13 protein-coding genes are annotated in these 15,655 nt (G+C 66.7%); 6 read left to right on the top strand and 7 right to left on the bottom strand.

Annotated elements, in window-relative coordinates:
• Window positions 1-9 precede the first annotated feature (9 nt).
• Window positions 10-432 carry an Rv3235 family protein gene (locus AC25Y4_RS08595; RefSeq protein ID WP_488119975.1) on the top strand — a complete coding sequence of 141 codons (423 nt, stop codon included), beginning with the start codon at window positions 10-12 and terminating at the stop codon, window positions 430-432.
• A gap of 80 nt (window positions 433-512) precedes the next feature.
• On the opposite strand, the gene secA is transcribed toward AC25Y4_RS08595, so the two are convergent.
• The 6 genes from secA to mtrA all read right to left on the bottom strand — a co-directional run bounded on the left by secA (window position 513) and on the right by mtrA (window position 9,186).
• Window positions 513-3,332: a preprotein translocase subunit SecA gene (secA, locus tag AC25Y4_RS08590; RefSeq protein WP_488120456.1), complete on the bottom strand. Its 2,820-nt coding sequence runs from the start codon at window positions 3,330-3,332 to the stop codon at window positions 513-515.
• Window positions 3,333-3,505: 173 nt separating this feature from the next.
• Window positions 3,506-4,177: a ribosome hibernation-promoting factor, HPF/YfiA family gene (gene hpf / locus AC25Y4_RS08585; protein ID WP_488119974.1), complete on the bottom strand. Its 672-nt coding sequence runs from the start codon at window positions 4,175-4,177 to the stop codon at window positions 3,506-3,508.
• A gap of 110 nt (window positions 4,178-4,287) precedes the next feature.
• Window positions 4,288-5,037: a ComF family protein gene (locus AC25Y4_RS08580; protein WP_488119973.1), complete on the bottom strand. Its 750-nt coding sequence runs from the start codon at window positions 5,035-5,037 to the stop codon at window positions 4,288-4,290.
• A gap of 134 nt (window positions 5,038-5,171) precedes the next feature.
• On the bottom strand, window positions 5,172-6,860 hold the full coding sequence (locus AC25Y4_RS08575) for an LpqB family beta-propeller domain-containing protein (protein ID WP_488119972.1): 1,689 nt from the start codon (window positions 6,858-6,860) through the stop codon (window positions 5,172-5,174).
• Window positions 6,853-8,421 (bottom strand): MtrAB system histidine kinase MtrB, encoded by a 1,569-nt coding sequence (mtrB, locus tag AC25Y4_RS08570; RefSeq protein ID WP_488120455.1) that lies wholly within the window; start codon window positions 8,419-8,421, stop codon window positions 6,853-6,855. Before mtrB ends, AC25Y4_RS08575 begins: the two co-directional genes overlap by 8 nt.
• A gap of 84 nt (window positions 8,422-8,505) precedes the next feature.
• Window positions 8,506-9,186 (bottom strand): MtrAB system response regulator MtrA, encoded by a 681-nt coding sequence (gene mtrA / locus AC25Y4_RS08565; protein WP_488119971.1) that lies wholly within the window; start codon window positions 9,184-9,186, stop codon window positions 8,506-8,508.
• A gap of 130 nt (window positions 9,187-9,316) precedes the next feature.
• On the opposite strand from mtrA, the gene AC25Y4_RS08560 reads away from it, so the two are divergent.
• The 5 genes from AC25Y4_RS08560 to AC25Y4_RS08540 all read left to right on the top strand — a co-directional run bounded on the left by AC25Y4_RS08560 (window position 9,317) and on the right by AC25Y4_RS08540 (window position 15,077).
• Window positions 9,317-10,579 carry a DUF7847 domain-containing protein gene (locus tag AC25Y4_RS08560; RefSeq protein ID WP_488119970.1) on the top strand — a complete coding sequence of 421 codons (1,263 nt, stop codon included), beginning with the start codon at window positions 9,317-9,319 and terminating at the stop codon, window positions 10,577-10,579.
• Window positions 10,576-11,304: a DUF4129 domain-containing protein gene (locus AC25Y4_RS08555; protein WP_488119969.1), complete on the top strand. Its 729-nt coding sequence runs from the start codon at window positions 10,576-10,578 to the stop codon at window positions 11,302-11,304. Before AC25Y4_RS08560 ends, AC25Y4_RS08555 begins: the two co-directional genes overlap by 4 nt.
• Window positions 11,301-12,644: a DUF4350 domain-containing protein gene (locus tag AC25Y4_RS08550; RefSeq protein WP_488119968.1), complete on the top strand. Its 1,344-nt coding sequence runs from the start codon at window positions 11,301-11,303 to the stop codon at window positions 12,642-12,644. Before AC25Y4_RS08555 ends, AC25Y4_RS08550 begins: the two co-directional genes overlap by 4 nt.
• Before the next feature lie 77 nt (window positions 12,645-12,721).
• Complete coding sequence (locus AC25Y4_RS08545) at window positions 12,722-13,750, top strand: AAA family ATPase (protein ID WP_488119967.1); 1,029 nt, start codon at window positions 12,722-12,724, stop codon at window positions 13,748-13,750.
• A gap of 19 nt (window positions 13,751-13,769) precedes the next feature.
• Window positions 13,770-15,077, top strand: a complete 1,308-nt coding sequence (locus AC25Y4_RS08540) for a DUF58 domain-containing protein (protein ID WP_488119966.1) — start codon at window positions 13,770-13,772, stop codon at window positions 15,075-15,077.
• Window positions 15,078-15,399: 322 nt separating this feature from the next.
• On the opposite strand, the gene AC25Y4_RS08535 is transcribed toward AC25Y4_RS08540, so the two are convergent.
• Window positions 15,400-15,627 carry a DUF3499 family protein gene (locus AC25Y4_RS08535; RefSeq protein ID WP_488119965.1) on the bottom strand — a complete coding sequence of 76 codons (228 nt, stop codon included), beginning with the start codon at window positions 15,625-15,627 and terminating at the stop codon, window positions 15,400-15,402.
• Window positions 15,628-15,655: the final 28 nt, after the last annotated feature.

The following is a 15,655-nucleotide window of genomic DNA, read 5'->3' as shown; positions in this document are numbered from 1 at the left end:
GGAGGAGACATGCCATCACTCCCCGTACGGCCGGGCCAGGACGGATTTCATGACGCGGACTTCTTCGGAGTCCAGCCCAGCAGTCGACGGGAGCTGCCAGATCCCGAACCACTCCTGATCAACCTCACGCGCAGTGTGATCGAGGTTCTGGCTGGCGCGAGGGAGCTGGACCAGTTGGCCAGGTGGGTGAGTGATGACGTCTACAGACACCTCCTGAAGCGAGTAGTGCTCTCGGCGAGAGCTCGGGCCGTCAAAGGCCAGAGTGCGCAGCGCCCGTCGCTGTCCATCGGGAGGATCCTCATCACCGAGCCACGCGACGGGGTCATCGAGGCCGTGGTCATGGTGCACACGAAGGTACGCGCCCGCGCGGTGGCGATCAGGCTCGAAGGACTCGACAATCGCTGGCGGGCCAGCGCCATCAACGTTCTCTGAGTGCCCCGTCCGCATAAACCACGCCGCAGAAAGCACGATGCCCCGGCCGAGTAGGCCGGGGCATCGTCTGGTTGGTGAAGCTACTTCTTTTTCGCGCGGCGCTCGGCGCGGTTCACAGGAGCTGCCGTCGGAGCAGCGCCGGCGGGGCGCTGGCCGAAGCTGCCACGCGGTGCAGGGCCGGCAGCCGCGGCGGGAGCCTCAGCCTCCGGTGCTGCTGCGGTGGTGGCGGCTGCGCGACGAGCGCGGTCCGTTGCGGCCTGCTGGATCTGGCCGCGCTGGTTGCGCACCTCGACTCCGCCCGAATCGCTCGGTGCCGTGTAGCTGAGCTTCGCGTCAGCCTGCTCGGCCGGCGTGAGGCCCTTGGCTTCGACGATCGGTCCCTTGACCTCGCCGGCGCCCTGGGTCACTTCGACGTCTAGGTTGAACAGGAACCCGACGGTCTCCTCGCGGATCTGGCCCATCATCTGCTGGAACATGGCGAAGCCTTCGCGCTGGTACTCGACCAGCGGATCGCGCTGGGCCATCGCACGCAGGCCGATGCCGTCCTTCAGGTAGTCCATTTCGTAGAGGTGGTCGCGCCAGCGACGGTCGATGACCGACAGCACAACACGACGCTCAAGCTCTCGCATGGCGGGAGATCCGAGCGACTCTTCACGGCGCTGGTACGCGACCTTGGCATCGGAGAGAATCTCGCGACGCATGAACGCGCGGTTGATCTTGCCCTTGTTGCCGGCCTCTGAGATGACCTCGTCGATAGTGATGCCTACCGGGTACAGCGTCTTCAGCTCTGTCCAGAGTGCGTCGAAGTCCCAGTCGTCGCCGTTGCCCTCGCCGGTGTGCACCTCGAGCACCTCGTCGATGACATCTTCGAGGAACTTCTGTGTGCGCTCGTGCAGGTCGTCGCCCTCGAGGATGTGACGGCGGTCGCTGTAGATCGCTTCGCGCTGGCGGTTCAGCACGTCGTCGTACTTCAGAACGTTCTTGCGGATCTCGGCGTTGCGGCCTTCCACCTGCGCCTGGGCGCTGCGGATGGCGCGGCTGACGACCTTGGATTCAATCGCCATGTCATCCGGCACACCCTGGCGGCCCATGAGTGCCTCTGCAGCACCCGCGTTGAACATGCGCATCAGGTCGTCGGTGAGCGAGAGGTAGAAGCGGCTCTCTCCAGGGTCACCCTGGCGGCCACTGCGACCACGGAGCTGGTTGTCGATGCGGCGGGATTCGTGACGCTCAGTACCGAGCACGTACAGGCCACCGGCTTCGATGACCTTGTCGGCCTCTTCCTGCACGCCGGCCTTCACGGTTTTGAAGACGTCGTCCCAGGCAGCTTCGTACTCGTCCGGCGTCTCGACGGGGCTGAAGCCCTTGGCGTTCATCTCGGCGACGGCGAGGAACTCGGCGTTGCCACCGAGCATCACGTCGGTTCCACGACCAGCCATGTTGGTGGCGACGGTGACGGATCCGAGGCGCCCGGCCTGGGCGACGATCGCTGCTTCACGAGCGTGGTTCTTGGCGTTCAGCACCTCGTGGCGCACGCCCTTCTTGGCGAGCAGGCGGGAGAGGTATTCGCTCTTCTCGACGCTCGTGGTACCAACCAGAACCGGCTGGCCCTTCTGGTGACGCTCGAGGATGTCTTCGACGACCTGGCCGAACTTCGCCTCTTCGTTCTTGTAGACGAGGTCTGGCTGGTCGATGCGCTGCATGGGCTTGTTGGTCGGGATCGACACCACACCAAGCTTGTAGGTGCTCATGAACTCGGCCGCTTCGGTTTCGGCCGTACCGGTCATGCCGGAGATCTTCGAGTACAGGCGGAAGTAGTTCTGCAGGGTCACGGTGGCCAGGGTCTGGTTCTCGGCCTTGACCGCGACGCCTTCCTTGGCTTCGATCGCCTGGTGGATGCCCTCGTTGTAGCGACGGCCCATCAGGATGCGGCCGGTGTGCTCGTCGACGATCAGCACTTCGCCGTTCATCACGACGTAGTCCTTGTCTTTCTTGAACAGCGCGTTGGCCTTGATGGCGTTGTTGAGGAACGAGATGAGCGGGGTGTTGGCCGACTCATACAGGTTGTCGATGCCGAGGTAGTCCTCGACCTTTTCGATACCGGGTTCGAGTACGCCGACGGTGCGCTTCTTCTCATCGACCTCAAAGTCGACGTCGAGCACGAGGCGCTTGGCCAGGCTGGCGAATTCGTTGAACCAGCGGTTGGCTTCACCGGATGCCGGGCCAGAGATGATCAGCGGGGTCCTGGCCTCGTCGATCAGGATCGAGTCGACCTCGTCAACGACGGCGAAGTAGTGACCGCGCTGCACCATGTCCTGTGCCTGCCACGCCATGTTGTCGCGCAGGTAGTCGAAGCCGAACTCGTTGTTCGTGCCGTACGTGATGTCGCAGGCATACTCTTCGCGGCGCTGCGCGGGGGTCTGGCCGGAGATGATGCATCCGGTGGTCATGCCGAGCGCGCGGAACACGCGACCCATGAGCTCGCTCTGGTAGCTGGCCAGGTAGTCGTTCACCGTGATCACGTGCACACCACGGCTGGTGATGGCGTTCAGGTATGCGGCGGTCGTCGCGACGAGGGTCTTGCCCTCACCGGTCTTCATCTCGGCGATGTTTCCGAGGTGCAGCGCCGCGCCACCCATGAGCTGCACGTCGAAGTGACGAAGGCCCAGGGTACGAACGGATGCTTCCCTGACGGCCGCAAAGGCCTCAGGCAGCAGGTCGTCGAGCGATTCACCGTTGGAATAACGCTCGCGAAGCGCGACCGTCTCGTTCTTCAGTTCCTCATCGCTGAGTTCTGTGAAGTCGTCTTCCAAGGCGTTGATCGCTTTGGCGTAGTTCTCCAGGCGACGAAGGGTACGCCCTTCACCAACACGAAGAACTTTTTCAAGAATTGAGGCCACGAATGCACTCCAGTAGTCGTCACGGCGCATGCACACGCCTGTCGTCCTGTCGGACGCCTTTGTTCTGCTGTCGAAACAGCGCGCCGACGTAGGCGGCAACTATAGCAATGCTACTCGGTCGCCGGCTGCGACATGTGGCAGCCGGCGACCGAGCTCATGTCGCCTCGGGGCTGTTAGGCCTCTAGGAGGACTTCAGACTCGGTGGCCAGACCGATGACGCCGTAGTCCCAGCCCTTACGCCGGTAGACCACGCTCGGCCGGTTGGTCTCCGAGTCCTGGAAAAGGTAGAAATCGTGACCGACAAGCTCCATGAAGTAGAGCGCGTCGTCGACGGTCATCGGCGCCGATGCGAACACCTTCTTACGGATGACGATGGGCGAGTACACCTCGTCGGACTCCTGATCCGATTCCTCGCTCGTCACGATGGGAATCGCACCCGTGCGCACTCGTTCAAGTACCTCGGGGGCAGCGGGAGTGATATCCACGTTGCTGAACCCCTGAGTGGATGCTTCGTGCAGTGACGTTGGACGGTGGGCACCACCACGGTGCACCTTCTTGCGGTCCTTTGCGCGGCGAATCCGTTCAAGGAGACGTCCAAGCGCAACGTCGAAGGCAGCGAACTTGTCGGAGCCTTCTGCTTCAGCCCGCACCAGCGGGCCCTTGCCGATGAGTGTGAGTTCCACTCGGTCTGAGCCAGATGAACCGTTCTTCTCCTGGCGACTGACTTTAATCTCGAGGACCAATGCCTTGTCAGCGAGGCTCTCGACCTTGCCGGCTTTTTCCGTGGCGTATTCACGGAATCGATCAGTGATCTCCAGGTTGCGTCCGACGATGTTAGTTTCCATGACGACCTCCAGATCAGGGCCAACCGCCCAGATTCCGGGCGATTGTTTATGCCTTTCCTCCACCGTACTGTGGCCCAAGTCAGATGTCACAGCTTTCGCCGATGAGTATTCTATGAAGCCGATTCTGCCCCGTAACGACGGGGCGTCTCGGCGAGCGCCGACACACCGACAACGACTCCGCCCGCCGCGGTCAGCGCGCGAATTGCTTCTCGAATGCTGGCTCCTGTCGTGACAATGTCGTCAACGATGAGGAATTCGCGGCCGTCAAGCCGCCCGACTGCGCGCATCGACCCGTGCTTGTTCTCGGCTCGCTCGCGTCGTGTCAGGCCCACCTGGTCCACGGTGTCCTCGACGAGCCTCAGCAGGCGCCCTGGCGGCCGAAGTCCGCACCGGGCGACGAGCAGGTTGACCGGGTGGTAGCCGCGGCTTCGCCAGGCGGATGCCGCGGAGGGGATGGTGACCAGCTCAACCCCCGCCGGCGGGCCGTTGGCCTGAGCGCTCGAGCTCACTGCAGCCCGAACTCCAGCCTGCAGGGGTGCCGCGGCCAGCGCCGCCGCGAGCGCCGGACGGAGGGCCGCGGCGAGCGCGCCGGCGGCATCCGTTCGCCCACCGTCTTTGTAGGCCGCGATGACGCTGCGAGCGACGCCCGCGTACTCGAGGGAGATCCACACGACGAAGCCGTCGCGACGTACGAGGTGCACGCTGGGGCGGAGTGCGATGCGGCAGGCGGCGCACAGCGCGGCATCGTCGGCCCCGCAGCCGCTGCACATCGTGGGGAAGAACACCGACAGTGCGTCCCGCACGGCATGGCGAACAGCATCGCGCAGCGTGGGGCCGCCCTCAGCTCGAGGACTGTTCATGAGTCAACGCTGCTCCGTCGGCACACCGCGCTCCCGTGCAGGGTTCGATCGGGGCGTATCCCGCCGCGGCTGCCTGCTGTGGAGGAGGCCGGATCGTCCCCGAGTTCGAGCCCTGGTCTAGCCCGTGTCCTGGCCTAGCCCGTCCCCTGCTGCGTGCCGACCAGCACCACGCTGTCGACGCGCTCCTGCCAACCGGCACCGCGCCGCACCTGGAGTCCGCCAGTGGACGACAGCGCCTTCACGTCACGGAGCGAGTTGCCGCCCGTGATCGAGACGCTGGTCGGTGCAGCCTCGAGCACCGAGCTCGTGCCGCCGATCCGCTGAGCGATGATGCGCTCTTCGCCGGTGGGCAGCCTCGTGAGGGAGGCGACGGTGAGCTCGTCGATCCAGGTCGCGTCCAATGGCGTTCCTGTGGTCGCTGTCAGGTCGAGCGGGTCGCCGAGACTCACCGGAACCGTGCCCTCGCGCGTGATGCCGACGACAACGAAGCGGGTGTCGTCTGTGCCAGACCCGAGGAGCGCGATGAGGCGCGTGCCGTCCCGCGACACCTGCAGGGTACGGATGCTCGATGCCTCAGGCCACGGGGTCTGCAGCACCACAGAGTCGCCGGATGTGTTCGTCACGTTGAGCGTTGACGGGCTGGCGCCCTGGGCGGTCCAGACGTAGCCGGAGGTGTCGACCGAGGGCGCGACGAGGCCTGGGCGTCCGTCGAGCAGCACAGGGGCGTCGCCGAGCCGCACCCCATAGACTCCCCCTGCCGTCAGTGCAGCGGCGACAGTCTGCCTGGCCGACAGGGCAACGGCGGTGGGGTTCAGCGCCGCCACGGAATCTGACAGCCCGGCAATCGGCGTGATCGATTGGCCGGTTGCCGCGAGGAACCCGAATTCGCCATCACGCAGGATGAGGGCGCGTGCGTCAACCCGCTGGTTGACGATGGGCGGCGACGTGACCAGGTCGCCGATGTCCTGCGGATTCTGGTTGATGGTGACCGTCACGGAGATCCCAGTCGGCAGGCTCGTCGCCAGCTGGGCCTTCATGCGCTGCAGGGTGATCCGGTCGGCGTTCAGGGCCTCGGCGTTCAGGTCGACCTTGGCGTCGTTCGAGACCACCTGCACGGCATCCGCTGTCAGTTCTGTGCCCTGCGGGAACGCGCTGGTGACGGCACCGTCGAGCCACGCGCTCGGCCCGGCGAGCACGCCCTTCACGATACGGGTCGGCGTGGTCGCGCCGCGCGGGTACCAGCGTTGGTCAGGCACCAGGTAGCTGAAGGTCGGGTCGTAGAAGTACAGTTCCTGCGCGCTGAACACGTCGGAGAAGGTGTTGAAGTCGATGATCGTGCCGTTCGGTGCCTGGCTGATGCGCCACTGCCCGTCGACCTGCTCGAACTGGTAGCGCAGCGGCACCGGGGTGACCGTGTCGCCCTCGGTGAATTCACCGCTGGCGTCGACATCCGCTAGGGGGATGATCGACAGCATGATCGATTGCGCGTCGATGGCGACGGCCTCGCGGTCGCCCTCGTCGACGGTGACGCCGGCGTCCGGTTCCCAGGCCTCGTTGAAAGCTGGCGTGAGGAATTCGCGCGCGATCGCGTACTTGTTCTCAGGGCTGGAGGCCGCGTCGATGAAGCCGCGCAGGATCTCCTCCTGCGTGGCGTCCTTCTGCGGTCGCTGCGGCAGGAAGACGGGGGCTGGGCTGTCGCCGGCCTCGATCACCTGGCCCTGGTGCACGCCACCATCGCGCGGAATGCCCGTGCAGGCAGTGAGCAGCACCGCGATCATGCCGATGCCGGCGATAACGGCAGCGGATGCCGATTTTCTAGACAATGGGATTACCTCCGAGCCGCGTGTCGGCGTCCTCCGGTGGAAGCGGTAGTGGGGATTTCGCGATGATTCCGTGGGCCACCCTGGGCACCGTGAGCCGGAAGCAGGAGCCGACGCCCGGCTTCGACCAGACGTCCAGTCGGCCGGAGTGGGCAATCGCGTCGCCGCGTGAAATGGCCAGGCCGAGACCCGTGCCGCCGATGGTGCGCTGCCTGGAGGGGTCTGCGCGCCAGAACCTGTCGAAGACGTGAGAGACGTCGGACTCGTCCATGCCGAGCCCGTAGTCACGCACCGACAGCGCGACAGCACTCTGGTTGCTGTCGACAGACACCACGATCGGCCGTCCTTCCCCGTGCTCGATGGCGTTGCCGATCAGGTTCAGCAGGATGCGACGGATGCGACGCGGGTCGACTTCTGCGTTCAGATGCCCGCCAGGAGCCACGAAGCGCAGGTCGCTGCCCTTCGACTCTGCCAGGGTGCGCATGCTGTCGATGGCGTCTTCCGCGAGGTGGACCAGGTTGGTCGGCTCTGTCTCCAGCTGCACAGATCCGGCGTCGTAGCGGCTGATCTCCAGTAGGTCACCGAGGAGCCCCTCGAAGCGTTGCACCTGGGTGTGCAGCAACTCTGTGGTTCTCCGGGTGGCCGGGGGGAACGTCATCCGCTGGTCGTACAACACGTCACCGGCCAGACGAATCGTGGTCAGCGGCGTGCGCAGCTCGTGTGACACGTCGGAGACGAAGCGTTGTTGCACCTCGGAGAGTTCTGCAAGCTCCTTGATCTGGCTTTGCAGGCTGTCGGCCATCCCGTTGAACGAGCGCGCCAGCGTGGCGATCACGTCTTCGCCCTTTTCTGGGATCCGCACCTCCAGGTCACCGGAGGCCAGTTTCTGGCTGGTCTCCGCCGCAACCCTGATCGGTGTGACGACGAACCTGACCACGATCCAGGTGACGGCGCCGATGAGGAGGATAAGCACGATGTCGGCGATCACGAGCGTGCGCTGCACGAACGCCAGGGTGTTCTCCGCGTCGGCCATGCTGTACCCGATGTACAGCTCGTAGCTGCCGGCGACGGGCACCGTGAGCTGGGAGCCGACCACGATGCCGGGGATCGTCGTCCCGTCGGCCGTCGTCAGCGTCACCGACTGCCAGAACTGCTCGCCAGGGTTCTCCTGAACGGATGTCCGCAGCTCCTCCGAAATCACGCTGCGGGATTCCCCGAAGGTGGAGAAGTCCTGCGGGGTTGCCACTGACGGCTCCTGGCCTGGCACGCGGAACACCGCCATCAGGCTCGACGACGACGCAGCGGTGATGGTGGTTTGCGTGGTGCGGAGCAGCGACTGCACCTGCACTTTGTCGGCGGCATCCGATGAATCGAGCAGGCCCTGTGCCGCGGTGGTCGCCCGGTGGGAATCGGCGAGCACCTGGTTGAGGCGCGACTGGAACAGGTCGTTGCCGATACTGATCGACATGTAGACGCCAACCAGCACGATGGCAACGCCAGACAGCACGAGGGTGACGGAGACGGTACGGAAGTGCAGCGACGACCGCCAGGTCGCCCTGAACATGGCCGGCCAGGAGCGCCACGAACGCCAGAAGGTCGACCGGGTAAAGGGGAATCCGCTCGATTCGTGCTGCAGAGTCACAAGGTCCTAGACGACAGCGCCGGCCCGATAGCCAACGCCGCGCACCGTCATCACGATTCGGGGGCTGTCCGGATCGTCTTCGACCTTCGCCCTGAGGCGCTGTACGTGCACGTTGACCAGCCTGGTGTCGGCTTTGTAGTGGTAGCCCCAGACCTGCTCGAGGAGCATTTCCCTGGTGAAAACCTGTTGCGGCTTCGACGCCAGCGCGAGCAGCAGGTCGAACTCGAGCGGCGTCAGGTTGATGCGCTGGTCACCACGCGTCACCTCGTGGCCGGCAGGGTCGACGACGAGGTCGCCGATCTGCAGGTTGACGGATGTCTCGACAGCGGCCGGTCGCAGCCTGGTCCTGATCCTGGCAACGAGTTCCTTGGGGTTGAACGGCTTGACGATGTAGTCGTCTGCGCCCGACTCCAGTCCCTTGACGACATCTGTGGTGTCAGATCTGGCCGTCAGCATGATGATGGGGGTGCCGGACTCTGCGCGGATCAGGCGGCACACTTCGATGCCGTCGAGGCCGGGCAGCATCAGGTCGAGCAGCACGAGATCGGGCTTGGCCGCACGGAATGCCTCGAGGGCGCTGCCGCCGTCTGCGCAGAAGAGCGCGTCGAAGCCTTCACTCTGCAGGACGATGCCAATCATCTCTGCCAGAGCGGTGTCGTCATCGACTACCAAAATACGAGCGTTCATAGATCCGTTTCCCTGAGCCGCACGCGACAAGCGCGTGGTCGGCGACCATTCTTGGCATAAGAGTAGTCGAGTAGGCAGAGCCTAGCCGCGTCCACCGGATTCTGCGCCACGAATATGCCAGCATGAGTACGTGACAGACGCACAGAACTGGCAACCACCGACGGATGGCCAGCCCGCAGATGCTGCGGGCGTTCCCCCCGTCGTTCCACCGACCGTGCCGGCAGCCCCCCAGTACGGGGAGTATCTGCCGCCTGCGGGCGCGCCGCAGCCCGCGTCGTATCCCCCGGCGTCGCCATACGTCCCGCAATATGGGCAGCAGTACGGCCAGCAGCAGCCAGGGTGGACCCCGCCGCCGAAGCCAGGACTGATTCCGCTGCGCCCACTCGGGTTCGGCACGCTGCTGTGGGCGCCATTCCAGGTGCTGAAGCGCAACCCGAAGGCCACCTTCGGTAGCGCACTGCTTGTGCAGGGCATCATCACCCTGGTGTCGCTCATCGTGATCGGGCTGGCCACCTTCTTTGCCGTCAGCCGCATCGACGCCGCTCCACTCGACGAGCGTGACGCCGTCGAAGCCGGATCCATGGCCATGATCGTGGTGTCGGCCATCATTCCCGTCCTCCTCTCTGTCATTGCCTCCGCCCTGCTCCAGGGCGTCATCGTGATGGAGGTCGCCAGGGCGACGCTTGGGGAGAAGCTGAAGCTCGGCCCCCTGTGGCGGGCCGCTGGCAAGCGACTGTGGCCGTTGGTCGGCTGGACGCTGATCCTGTCATTCGCGCTGTTGATCGCCATCGGCATCCTGGCTGGCGGCATCGCGCTGCTCGCCATGGCCGGCGGCATCGGTGTTGCCATTGCCGTGGTCGTCGGCATCATCGGCGGGCTCGGACTCATCGCCCTGGCGGCCTGGCTCTACACCCGCACTTCCCTGGTGCCGAGCCTCATTGTGTTGGAGCGTCTCAGCATCCGCTCGGCGATTCGCCGGTCGTGGGCGCTGACGATCGGCTATTTCTGGCGCACGCTCGGCGTGCAGTTTCTGGTGGCGGCGATCGTCAACGTCGTCAGCCAGGTCGTGAGCACGCCGCTGTCGCTGTTGTTCTCTGTCGCGATGTCGCTCGTCGACCCCAATGCCTCGTTCGACGCGTACATCCCGTCCATCGTTCTCTACGTGCTGATCCTGTTCGTGGCGCTCGTGCTGGGGGCCGTCGCCGCCGTGGTGCAGTCGGCGACGACCGCGCTCATTTATATTGACCTTCGGATGCGCAAGGAGGGCCTCGACCTCGACCTGCAGCGGTTCGTCGAGCAGCGGGCAGCCGGGGCCAATCCGGCCGACCCGTACACGTCGCCGGCCGGCTACGTCTCGCCCACCGCTGCTGCCCCTGGTTCGCCCTGGGCATGATTGGTGTCCTGGCAATACCCGTCGACCCGAACGCCCCTGACGCCAGGGAGCTTCTGCGGGAAGAGCTGGCCAAACCCGAGTATGCGGCGGCGAGGCCGACCTGGTTCGACACGCTCTCCCAGGGCTTCTTCGACTGGTTGCAGTCGCTGACGCTGCCGAGCGGGGAGGGTCTCGGCGCCTGGATCCCCGTGATCCTCACGGTGCTGTTCGCCGGCATCCTGGTCGTGGCCTTTCTGATCTTCGGCCTGCCGCGCCTTCGCCGACGCAGCCAGCTCGCCGCTGAACTGTTCGGCGACGACGATCGGCGCTCTGCCGCAGACATGCGTCGCGCCGCGCAGGCCGCGGCGGCCGCCGGCGACTGGAGCCTGGCGTGCGCAGAGATGTTCCGCGCCATCGCGCGCGGACTGCAGGCGCGCACCATCGTTGTCGTCTCCCCCGGCACGACGGCGCACGATTTCGCCCTGACCGCCGCCGCTGCCTTCCCCGCAGAGCATCACGAGTTGCAGGGCGCTGCCGCGGTCTTCGACGGCGTTCGCTATCTCGGGCGTGATGGCACGGAACCCGAGTTCCGATCGCTGGTTGCCCTGGACGAGCGCCTGCGTGCGGCCCAGCCGACATTTGTGGACGCCATGGCATCCGCTGCATCGTCCGCATCCACCGCATCCTCCGCATCCTCCGCATCCTCCGACGAGCGTTCCACCACGGATTCGGCGGCGCACTCGTGACGGCGGGCCCTCTCGCGACTGCTGTCGCCCCGTCGGCGACTGCCGCCCCGTCGACCACGCTCACCGTGCGTGCGTTCAGCCGCAAGGCCGGCTTCTGGGTACTCGCCGGCATCGTGGCCATCGTGGTCTCCATCGTCGCCGCGCTCATTGCCGGCGGGAGCGGGACAACCGGCGTGCCGCTCGGCGCCACGAATCCGGCACCGGCTGGCAGCAAGGCGCTGGTCGAGGTGCTGCGAAACCAGGGCGTCACGGTCACGGTCGTCGACACCCTCGAGCAGGCGACGGATGCCGTCTCCTCCGAATCGAGCACCATCTTCTTCTCCGACCCGGCCGCTTACCTCACGGCAGAGCAGCTTTCAGAGCTCGGCACCCTGGCGCCCCGGCTGGTCATCGCCGCGCCGGATTTCACCATGCTGCAGACCTTGGCGTCCGGCGTCGGCTTCGGCGGGGTGTCCGACGCAGACACGCTGGCGGCAGAGTGCGACGTGCCTGTGGCCGAGCGGGCAGGCAGCATCACCCCCGGGGGCAGCACGTTGTCGCTGGCCGGCGTCACTGCCGGAGCAACTACGAACGGGGCTGCCGACGCGGCATCCGCTTTCGTCGGGTGTTTCCCGAGCTCCGCTGATCGCTACTCTGTGGTGCAGGGGCCCGTCGTGCTGGCCGGCGTCGCACAGGACGGCAATGCCGCCGCTGAGCGCTCCCTCACCCTGGTCGCAACGACAGAGGTCTTCGACAACGAACACATCGTCGAGTACGGCAACGCCGCCCTCGCCCTCGGCCTGCTCGGCGAGAGCGATTCGCTGGTCTGGTACCTGCCGACCATCGCCGATGTGCCAGCCACCGGCCCGCCGTCGCTCGGCGAACTCACCCCCGGCTGGGTCACCCCCGTGCTGGTGCTCCTGGTGGTCACCGCTCTCGCTGCCTTCGTCTGGCGTGGGCGCCGCTTCGGTGCGCTCGTGGCGGAGAACCTGCCCGTCATCGTCACCGCGAGCGAAACGATGGAAGGTCGCGCGCGGCTGTACGCCCGCAACTCTGCGCGGCTGCGGGCCGCCGACTCCCTGCGCGTTGGCACGGTACGCCGACTGGCCTCCCTCGTCGGGCTGCCCAGAACGGCCACGCTGGGCGAGGTGATCGGGGCCGTTTCCGCCCTCACCGGCCGCGCTCCTGCCGACGTCGGCACCATTCTCGTTGGAGCCACACCGGCCTCCGACCGCGAGCTCGTCACCCTGTCTGACCAGCTGGAGGAACTCGAACGCCTCACCAGACGACTGACCGACCCCGGCCAGATATCCGACCCCGGCCAGGCATCCGTCACGCCGCAGCAACCGACAGACCGATGACCGCCTAGACCTCCGACAGACAGACCCGCGACCAACCAGACCAGCGCATCCGCTCGCCCAACCGGAAGAATGGACACATGACCTCTCCAGCACCGACCTCCGCAGCGTCCCACGCCGCACCGTCCCACGCTGCATCGTCCGGCGGCACGGCGAGCTCCGACGATCTGCGCCAGGCCCTCGCCCAGGTGCGTACCGAGGTGGGGAAAGCGGTTGTCGGCCAGGACGGCGCCGTCACCGGCCTGATCATCGCGCTGCTGGCGCGCGGGCATGTGCTGCTTGAGGGCGTGCCTGGGGTGGCGAAGACACTGCTGGTGCGCTCGCTCAGCCACGCGCTCAGCCTCGACACCAAGCGTGTGCAGTTCACGCCGGACCTGATGCCGGGCGACGTCACCGGCTCGCTCGTCTACGACGCCAAGGTCGGCGAATTCGAGTTTCGCCGCGGGCCGGTGTTCACCAACATCCTGCTGGCCGACGAGATCAACCGCACTCCTCCGAAGACGCAGTCCGCGCTGCTCGAAGCGATGGAGGAGCGCCAGGTGAGCGTCGACGGGCTGTCGCTGCCACTGCCCGATCCGTTCATCGTTGCCGCGACGATGAACCCCATCGAGTACGAGGGCACCTATACGCTGCCGGAGGCCCAGCTCGACCGCTTCCTGCTGAAGCTCGTACTCGACGTGCCGGAGCGTGACCTCGAAGTCGAGGTGCTGCGCCGGCATGCGGCCGGGTTCAACCCGCGCGATCTCTCGGCGGCCGGCGTCACGCCGGTGCTCGGCGCCGCGCAACTGGCCGCGGCCCAGGCGGCCGTGGCATCCGTTGCCGCCAGCGCCGATGTGCTCGCCTACCTCGTCGACCTGGCGCGGGCGACCCGGCGCAGCCCGTCGGTCAAGCTCGGCGTGAGTCCCCGCGGCACGACGGCACTATTGGCCGCGGCCAAGGCGTGGGCCTGGCTCGGTGGCTACGACGCCATCACACCCGACCACATCCAGGCCATGGTGCTGCCCGTCTGGCGGCACCGCATCCAGCTGCGCCCTGAGGCTGAGCTGGAGGGCGTGGCCAGCGACACGATCCTGCGCTCGATCATGCAGCAGGTCCAGGTTCCGCTCTAGTGCCGGTGCGCCGCCTCTCATGACCGTAACCGGCCGATTCGCCCTGCTCCTCGCCCTCGGCGTGGTGCCGATCGTGCTGCTCGGGGGTACGAGCGCGCAGGCATTCACGGTGCTCTGGCTATGGCTGCTGCTGGTGGTCGTCGCCGGCTGCATCGACCTCGCCCTCGCCGCCTCCCCCCGTGCGCTTGCGCTCGCCCGCCGGCTGCCGGCCCGTGTCAGGCTCGGCGAGAGCGTCACCAGTGAGCTGTACATCACGAACAACGGCAAGCGGATGCTGCACGCCAGCATCCGCGACGCCTGGCAGCCGTCGGCCGGCGCCGGCAACAACCGCACCCGGCTGGACATCCCCACCGGCGAACGGCGCCTCGTCACGCTCACGCTCACGCCGTTCCGGCGCGGTGAGCGCCGGGTGGGCCAGGTCACCGTCCGCTCGTTCGGCCCGCTCGGCCTCTGGGCCAGGCAGGCCACCCTGGTGGCGCCCGGGCGCATCCGCGTGCTGCCACCATTCAACGCGCGCAAGCACCTGCCGTCGCGCCTGGCCAGGCTGCGCGAGCTCGACGGGCGCACGAGCGTCATGATCCGCGGCCAGGGCACCGAGTTCGATTCGCTGCGCGAGTACGTTCGGGGAGACGATGTGCGCTCCATCGACTGGCGCGCAACGGCACGCCGGGGCGACGTCGTGGTGCGCACCTGGCGCCCGGAGCGCGATCGCCGCGTGGTCATCGTCGTCGACACCGGACGCGTCTCCGCCGCCAGGGTCGGCGACGAACCGCGGCTCGACACGGCATTCGAGGCTGCACTGCTGCTCGCCGCCCTCGCCACTCGCGCCGGCGACCGGGTTGATTTCGTGGCCTACGACCGCCGGGTGCGGGCGCGAGTCCAGGGCGCGCAGGGCGCAGAGCTGCTCTCACGCATGGTGGATGCCATGGCGCTCGTCGAACCGGAGCTCATCGAGATGGACTGGTCCGCGGTGCCAGGCCAGGTGCGCAGCATCACCAACCAGCACGCCTTCGTGGTGCTGGTCACCCCGGTCGACGCAGCAGGCGCATCGACGAGCCTGCTCGCCGTGCTCCCCCAGTTGACGCGCTCGCACACCGTTGTGGTGGCATCCGTCACCGACCCCCTCATCGTGCAGGCCAGTCGCGAACGCGGCAACCGCGAAGAGGTGTACCGGGCCGCGGCGGCCGAACGCTCGATGCTGGACATCACGCGGGTGTCGGCGGCGATCAGGCAGCAGGGCGCGGAGGTGGTCTCCGGAACACCGGATGCCTTGCCGCCCGCGCTGGCCGACCACTACATTGCGTTGAAGGCGGCTGGCCGGCTGTAGCCGCCCCGCCGGTCGAGGAGCGAGCGCTAGCGAGCGTCTCGAGACCCGCCGCCGGTCGAGGAGCTCGCGCCGCGACCCCGCCGGTCGAGGAGCGAGCGCCAGCGAGTGTCTCGAGACCTCGCTGGCCGTCCCTAGAACTCGCCAACGCGCATCCGTTCGGTCGGCCATCTGAGGCGGCGGTCCGGCATGTAGTGAAAACAGGATGAATCGGCCATGTGTCATCGAAAACAGGACGGATCGGCCTGTTTCAGATCGCGCATCCTGTATTCGCGACACCGCCGCCGCCCGAAATTCGGTGCGGGTTCGGCCCATCGTGTGGCGGCTACGCCTCCACGTCGCCGAACAGTTCGCCCATCACTCTGTGGCGGACAACCTGCCACCCCTTTGGCGCCGACGTGCGCTCACTGTGCCTGGCGCACAGGTCGTATCCGTGCGGCTCTGGCATGGCGGAGAGCGGGCCGAGCACCGCCATCGAATCTGCGTAGACAAACGTCATCGTCGCCACTGCGGGGGCAGCGCAGGCGATACGGGAACATGGCCGGGTAGACATCGTCATTCAGAGTACTCCGGCAGGGCGC

This window comes from Leifsonia sp. Y878, assembly GCF_057669685.1.
Note: the sequence above shows the minus strand (reverse complement) of the source record. Positions and strands in the feature narration are given on the sequence as shown.

Bases quoted from the DNA above. Each gene is read 5' to 3' on its own strand.
- AC25Y4_RS08545 (WP_488119967.1), top strand. From the start codon at position 12,722: ATGACCTCTCCAGCACCGACCTCCGCAGCGTCCCACGCCGCACCGTCC.
- hpf (WP_488119974.1), bottom strand. From the start codon at position 4,177: ATGGAAACTAACATCGTCGGACGCAACCTGGAGATCACTGATCGATTC.
- AC25Y4_RS08535 (WP_488119965.1), bottom strand. From the start codon at position 15,627: ATGTCTACCCGGCCATGTTCCCGTATCGCCTGCGCTGCCCCCGCAGTG.
- mtrA (WP_488119971.1), bottom strand. From the start codon at position 9,186: ATGAACGCTCGTATTTTGGTAGTCGATGACGACACCGCTCTGGCAGAG.
- AC25Y4_RS08580 (WP_488119973.1), bottom strand. From the start codon at position 5,037: ATGAACAGTCCTCGAGCTGAGGGCGGCCCCACGCTGCGCGATGCTGTT.
- AC25Y4_RS08540 (WP_488119966.1), top strand. From the start codon at position 13,770: ATGACCGTAACCGGCCGATTCGCCCTGCTCCTCGCCCTCGGCGTGGTG.
- AC25Y4_RS08555 (WP_488119969.1), top strand. From the start codon at position 10,576: ATGATTGGTGTCCTGGCAATACCCGTCGACCCGAACGCCCCTGACGCC.
- AC25Y4_RS08595 (WP_488119975.1), top strand. From the start codon at position 10: ATGCCATCACTCCCCGTACGGCCGGGCCAGGACGGATTTCATGACGCG.
- mtrB (WP_488120455.1), bottom strand. From the start codon at position 8,421: ATGTTCAGGGCGACCTGGCGGTCGTCGCTGCACTTCCGTACCGTCTCC.